The sequence below is a fragment of the uncultured Agitococcus sp. genome (assembly GCF_937920075.1).
GTDB lineage: Bacteria > Pseudomonadota > Gammaproteobacteria > Pseudomonadales > Moraxellaceae > Agitococcus.
In genome coordinates, this window is the sequence record NZ_CALETI010000124.1 from 1 (window position 1) to 3,640 (window position 3,640).

A 3,640-nucleotide genomic window follows, 5' to 3' on the forward strand; every position below is an offset into this window, starting at 1 on the left:
TAATTTCGTATAACCGTAAAAAGCATAAGTGGAGAGATACGCGCGCGCACGCGAGACAACCCTTTTTAATAGCGTCCGTAAAATCCGTATTATCTCGCCTTTTTATACTTCGGAATGTCTTTTCATATTTCGTATTACCTAAAAAAAGGGCGTGTATGTCTATTTTTAACCACTAGGGGACACATAAAAAGTACTTTTGCTTAGACAATAGTGTTTTATCTGTCCCCTTTTTCATGGTTATGCAACCTTTACAAAGTCTTTTAGTATTTCGTCATCAGGAATAAAACTAAATACTTGTGCGGCTTTGTTTAGGTCTAGTACGTTTATCTTTTGCCGCTTTCGATTTTCTGCATAGGTAGCCATAGTTTGCCAAGCTGCTTCACTGATTGAATAACGCCTTGCACTGTTCTTTCCTCCTTTGGCTGTTTGTAGTCCCAGTTTTTTAAGTAGGTTGTTTATAGTACGAACCGCGTAACCATCATTCACTTTCTCAAAATTGCCTAAACCAAGTGCGGCCATTTCGTTATCGTACTTTGATAACTGGGTTAAGGTGTTCACGGCCTTATCATGGCCAAACGAACCCTTGCCTGTTTTGGGGTCTAGTCCTAGTGATTCAAACACGGCATTTAATAGGCCATTTTTAGCAAATGCCTTTGTCTGCAATGTTAGATTCTTTTGAATAAGTTCTTGCTGACTATCAAAAGCAATACACGCTTCTTTGTCACTTTGTAGAATCTCAAAAAGATGAATCTTTTTAAGCCCGTTATCTTCCCAAAATTCAACATCATCAAAAGATGGTTCACTGGTCGCTAATTGTTGCGTTATTTTGTACCGTTCAAGCTCTCGCTTTTCTTTGCGTGTTGTGGTGTTCGCTTTGCGCTCGTATTGGTCGGCTGTTTTTGCGTCGATTATATCGGCCTGCATAATTTCGCCTATGCGCTGTGCTTTGACTGCTTTACGCGCATTTTTTGACGTTTTTGTGTAGTCTATTTCGGATAGTTCCTCTACGGCTAAGGGTTGCACTGTGTACCCTTTGGCCTCAAAACAAAGTAGCGTTTTATTGTTGTAGTCCTTTAGGCTTTCGTCGTGCTGAGTCGCTACTTTATAGCGTAGGGTGTCGAATGGTGTTCCTTGTATATTGCCTTTTAATAGGTCGGTGGTCGGGTCAATAGCAAGCTGTAATCTCTTTTTTATGAGAATATCGCCTAATACTTTTTGCTGTTCTGTGGTCGGCTCTGGTCGGTTTTTGTTGTCCTCAAAACCAATATAAATCACCTTAGCAAGGCGATAACGCGCTGAGGTTTGCATAATTACGGTAGGCGTTAAAATACCTGTCTGCAATAAATACACTCCCTGAAAATAGGGTCGCTCGATACTAAAACCGCTTGATATGGTCGGACTAGCTAAAACCACACGCGACTGATATTCAGTCAGGTAGGCATCAGGGTCTTTTAAGAATAACGCCTCTTTTTGTTCTGCTTTTGTGTCACTGTTTACCATTAAAATATCAGCATCATTTAAGCCATGCCCTAAAAATATCAGTCTTAGGCTTTCGGTTTCTGCTTTGGTGCTGCATTGTATTAGCGTGTTTTTACCCTCTAAAACGCTGCTTATGGCCTTATCGCGTATCGTGCTTAGGTCTGAATATATGACTGTCTTATCAACGCTTGGCGCATTGTTTACGCTTGATGCAATTTGTCTTATAGGCTTGTTGCATGACTTCAAAAAGTCCAATGTTTTTTGGTCTAGGTCGGCATCGGCACAAATAACAAGTTTTGCGTTTTTTATGGCCGTTTTGATTATTTCTAAAACTTTGGCGCGTTCTCTATTATCAAACGAACCGATAGCAATATGCTCTAAAACTTGCTTTATTTCGTCAATAAATAGCACGTCGCAATCAGTAAAAAAGTCTGAAAAATACCATGACGCTAAAGAGTTTGCACAAATAGCCATGTGTTGAACATCAGGCATATTGTGCGGTTTTAGATTCTGATAATTTTCTAGTCCGAGTCGTGCGGCTGAGTTTTCGATAAGCGTTACACGGTGGGCAATATAACCAACTCTTACGCCTTTGATAAGTTTAGCCAGTTTCGCAATTTCGGCCATGAATAGCGTTTTACCTTCCCCCATTTGTCTGTTATCAGCATAAATGCAATGACTCCCCATCGGTGCATTAAGTGCATTGTGTAGCAGATAGTAGGCGTTTTCTTTGATGGTCGATTGCATTGCCAAAAATAGGGGCAATTTGTCGGTAAAGCTAAATAACTGTTTAACGCTGTCTTTTTTCTTGTTGTATATTTTATAAATCCAGTCTAAACGTGAGCCTATAAACTCTTGCCAATCATCGCCTAATTGCTTGCTGATACGCTCTAAACTCTTATCTAACGAACGCATAGGCGCAACTGATACGGCATAGGCTAACAAGGATTGCACATTCTTTTCGCGCTGATTGCTTGGCATTAACTCGATACATTCTATTTTGTGCTGCATCAGGTCAATGTTCTTTTTGCGTCGGTTGTCTTTGTTTTGAATGACTAGGCGAACGGCTTCAAGGTCGAAGGCATGGCTCGTTAAAACGTCGTTAAAGTCCCAATTTACGGCCTCGCTACATGGGGGAATGATTAAGTAATCATCTTTACCGCCTTTGTAGTCGATTGCCTTCAATGCCTTAAATACGCCTATATTGCCATTGTCTGCTAAGCTCTTACGGTCGTTATCGGCTAACATGGTTATATTGTTGGCATATTCACGACGAACAAATGGGACAACTTTTTCAAGGTTGCCAGCGTTTAACGCAACAAAACACGCTTTATTTTCGGCTAGGGTAAAAGTAATCGCATTGCTTAAACCCTCTGCAATATAAGCACGTCCTGAGATAGTCGAAGGGTCGCCAACGATTGCAAACGCTCCGCCAGTTTTGCCTATAAAGTCCTTGTTGTCTTCGCGGCCTTTGGGTATTTCGGCATAAATGCGCTGATAGCCAATAACTCGGCCATTTTGACCATGTAAAGCATAGGCTATGTAATCGCCTAGCCTATCGTTACCGCGTCTCATATCAAGCAATAACGCGGCTTGTGGTGCATGGTGTCCAAACTTCTTAATTAAGTAGGCATGGTCGCCTTTTTCAGTGGGTAAGGTTTTGAAAAGTTCGTGAAAATCATTTAGGCGTTTAGCTTTGTAAGCTGCTTGTTTTGCTGCTTTTTCTTCGGATAGTTTGGCTCTTTGTTCCGCTTGGCGTTTGGCTTCCCAGTTTGTTTTTATGCGGTTGTTATCGGATAAGGTGCTATTGCCTTGCAATCTGTCATAGTAATCTTTTGCGGCCTCTAATCCGTTAAAAACTTCGGTAATGCCGCCATGCTTTTGGGTTTTAAAAGTGATTATCGGATAGTAACCGACAACTTGACCATGCTTTTTATAAGCCTGTTCTGACGCAATAACAAAGACTTTGCCGTTATATTTTGGCGTTAAGGCAATGCCTTTTTTTAAGGGTCGGCCATTAAATGAGATGTACTTTTGTACTGATTGCCAACAAATGCCAACATTTGCCGCTTGAGCTGAGATTTCACTAAAACAGGAATTAACAATATCAAAACTTGTGAATTGATATGCTATACTTGCTTTGCTTGCTGCTGTTCGCTTA

The 3,640-nt window shown here is 40.9% G+C and carries 1 protein-coding gene; it reads right to left on the bottom strand.

The window, feature by feature from the left end; all coding sequences use genetic code 11:
- Positions 1-237: 237 nt before the first annotated feature.
- Positions 238-3,640: plasmid replication protein, CyRepA1 family (locus Q0212_RS04455; RefSeq protein WP_297922813.1), on the bottom strand; the 3,403-nt coding region annotated here is incomplete at its 5' end.